The sequence below is a fragment of the Oleiphilus sp. HI0080 genome (genome assembly GCF_001635135.1).
On the sequence record NZ_LWFU01000501.1, the window covers coordinates 1 to 3,169 of the forward strand.

General features: G+C 47.3%; 3 protein-coding genes and 1 pseudogene. 2 read left to right on the forward strand and 2 right to left on the reverse strand.

Annotation, left to right across the window (positions count from 1 at the left end; all coding sequences use genetic code 11):
• Positions 1 to 204: pseudogene (locus A3751_RS22775) on the forward strand (hypoxanthine phosphoribosyltransferase); the annotation flags it as partial.
• 131 nt (positions 205 to 335) lie between these two features.
• On the opposite strand, the gene A3751_RS10525 reads toward A3751_RS22775, so the two are convergent.
• Positions 336 to 1,196, reverse strand: coding sequence for a metal-dependent hydrolase (locus A3751_RS10525; protein ID WP_068455504.1), 861 nt, complete (start codon positions 1,194 to 1,196; stop codon positions 336 to 338).
• Positions 1,197 to 1,427: 231 nt separating this feature from the next.
• Here A3751_RS10525 and A3751_RS10530 point away from each other — a divergent pair, with 231 nt between their 5' ends.
• Complete coding sequence (locus tag A3751_RS10530) at positions 1,428 to 2,480, forward strand: AraC family transcriptional regulator (protein ID WP_068455507.1); 1,053 nt, start codon at positions 1,428 to 1,430, stop codon at positions 2,478 to 2,480.
• A 173-nt stretch (positions 2,481 to 2,653) separates the two neighbouring features.
• Here the strand turns inward: A3751_RS10530 and A3751_RS10535 are convergent.
• Positions 2,654 to 3,169, reverse strand: a 516-nt coding sequence (locus A3751_RS10535; protein WP_304439021.1) for a peroxidase family protein, incomplete at its 5' end; no start/stop codon positions are given.

Consider the following 3,169-nt stretch of genomic DNA (forward strand, 5'->3'; position numbering starts at 1 on the left):
ATCAAAGTGGCAACGCCGTACTACAAACCAAAAAACAACAAAACCCAGCGCGTACCAGATTACTTTTTATATGAAAGCGACGAATGGTTAGTCTTCCCGCACGAACTGGAAGGTTTAACTAAAGAAGAGCTTCTAGAAAGCCGCCCGGAACTCAACAGCATGATTCATAAACTCGAAGACTTGGGCGCATTTAAAGACCGCTAACTGGCTACCAATCCAAAGTACATGCGACAGCATGAATCATAAAAAAAGGGGCCGCAGCACTAGACATGCTCGCCCCTTTTTTATTGTCCTAAGCTGTTTTTATAAAAGCCTTTAGCGTTTCTTAAATAGCCCTAGGCGGCCTTTTTCGCTTTTAAATCAAACTCGGTTTTGTATTCTTCTGCCTTCCACTTCTCGATCAAAGCGGTATCGTCCTGATCCCAGGGATGGAAATCGTCGCGGAAGAAATCCTTCATCTGTGGGGCCATGGAACGCATCAATCCGCCTTTCCCATACAGAAATTTCCAGAACCCTTTGATCTCTCGCCAGCTCGGACGACGTTTGGCCCACCAAAGCAACCTTACCGTATACTTCATAAAACGATATGAGAGCAGCACCATGGCAATGCGCATTGCTCGATGCAGGAACTTCCGGTTACCAACAACCTGCATGTACAGATCAAAGGCCACGCTTTTATGCTCTAACTCTTCTACCGCATGCCAAAGCATCAGCGGCTTGATAGATGGATCCATCCCGTCCATTCGCTCAGGCTTAGTCAAAAAATCATAGGCAAGAACTGCGGTCATGTGCTCAACGCACACGGTAAAACCAAGGCGCTCCTTATCTTTACGCCCCTTTATCGACCACTCCAAGTCTTTCTCAAAAACCTCTTCAAGCCGCACTGCATCGTAACCTTTGTCCCGAAGAGCTTCATTGAAACGCTTGTGTTGCAAGCTATGGTGGGCTTCCTGACCAATAAAGCCTTTAATTTGCTGCTTCAGCTCTTTGTCCTGAACTTGGTCACGGAACATGCGCACTGACTCAATGAACTCCCCCTCACCGGCAGGAAATGTCGCTGACATAGCGGCCATATAGGCACTCTTAAGGCAGTTGTTATCAAAGAAGTCTTTGGTCTGCATTTGTGCATACGGAAACTCCATGTGACGAGGCAGAACATCTATGGGCGTTTTGCTTGACGCATTAATTTGACTCATTTTTGTCGCTCCAATCAACGAACACTCATAACGAAAAGTCTTACACGCACCATATCAAAAATGAAACAGTGCTTTCTCTGTGTTCGCTATATTGCGTAATTGTGAGAACAACAAACAGGTGATAAGGTATCAAAAAGTGGTTATTTCAGCTCATACTCCAGATAGAAAATCTTTAGCGATCTGTCTAAGAGTAAAGCGAACAGCATAGAGAAAAAAATAGATAATAAGATCATGATTCGACCGCAGCCCGACCTCACCCTCGCCTCAGGCGACTACCTATCGGTAGTACGCGACTTTGCCTTAAGCAGAGGCATACAACCCTCTGAACTCTTAGAGGGCAGCGACTTGAGCGCTTCAGATTTTATTCATCCGCCCGAGCTCATCAGCAATTTCGCCGTCAACCACATTGGTGTAAACCTCTACTCGAAGCTCAAAAATCCGCTCGCCGAAGCCGTACATTATGGCTTGCAAGTTCGCTCATCCAGCCACGGTGCACTCGGCATGGCGATTCAGTCTTCACCCTGCCTAAGAGATGGTTTGGAAATACTCATCAAGTTCTACAATACGAGGCTCGCCGCTCAAACGCCGGTCGTGACTGTCTCAGAAAGAGAGGTCACCTTGTCGCTTGAAACCAATACTGACGGCCTTTTACACACAGACGAAGTCCAACGCTTTTTTGATCTTTCAACCATGGTGAGTATGGCCCAAAGCGTTTTCCTATCGCTTGGGTGCACGACTCTGAAGGAACAGGCAGTAATCGCCATCGATGCGCCAGAACCAGAGGAATTCCCACACCAAGCAGCGCCAATTTGCCGTTTTGTTTTCGATGCAGAAAGCGCCTTCATACGCTTTCCCACAGAGTGGTTAGACCTCCCCTTTCAAACAGCAAATGCAGATCTATGTGCGGCAGCGATTGCTTGCTGCGAAGCCGAGCTAAAGAAAATTAAACCCGCAGATTTGGTTGAAAATATTCGTACGGAGCTTGCGAAAGTGGAAGGGCCGATACCCAGTATCGACGACATGGCGAGTCGCAACTTTATGTCGACAGCCACATTGAAACGACGACTCAGCGAGCTGCAATACAGCTATCAGGATTTGAAGAACGAAGTCCGCTTAGCACGCGCCAAAACATTGTTAAAAGAGAATGCCGTTGGGATAGAGACGATTGCGATGGAGCTTGGTTTTAGCGATAACTCCAACTTCACCAAGTTCTTCAAACAACATGACGGACGAACACCCAAGCAGTATCGCCAATTTTTAGAAAACCAGACAGCAAACGACTAGTTCCATCGATCAGAGCCATCGATCAAAGCCATCGATCAGAACCATCGATCAGAGCCATCGATCAGAGCCATCTTTCAAAACTATCAATTGATACCGAAGTGAAAAAATTGACCCCGCTTAAAGCGGGGTCAAATTCCAGCGCTATCGAATATCGAAGCGCAAAGGTAAGGCTTTTATTTTCGATCGAAACGATCTGCATCCATCACCTTCACCCAGGCGTTAACAAAGTCACGTACGAATTTTTCCTGTGCATCATCTTGCGCATACACTTCGGTTAATGCACGCAGTTGTGAATTTGAACCAAACACCAGATCAACCCGTGTGCCCACCCACTTCAGTTCACCGCTGCTGCGATGCTTACCAATGAATACGTCATCCGAGCCTTCTTCTGGCTGCCACTCGATATCCATATCGGTCAAATTGACAAAGAAGTCATTCGACAGCACGCCCGGTTGCTCGGTAAACACACCCAAGTCATCGCCTTTGTAGTTCGCACCCATGACACGCAAACCGCCCACAAGCACCGTCATCTCGGCTGCCGTCAAGCCAAGAAGTTGGGCCTTGTCGACTAACAACTCCTCTGCGCTCACGCTGAAAGACTTGGCTTGATAGTTTCTAAAACCATCCGCTTGCGGTTTCAGTAGATCAAACGACTCTACTTCAGTTTGCGCTTGCGTTGCATCCACCCG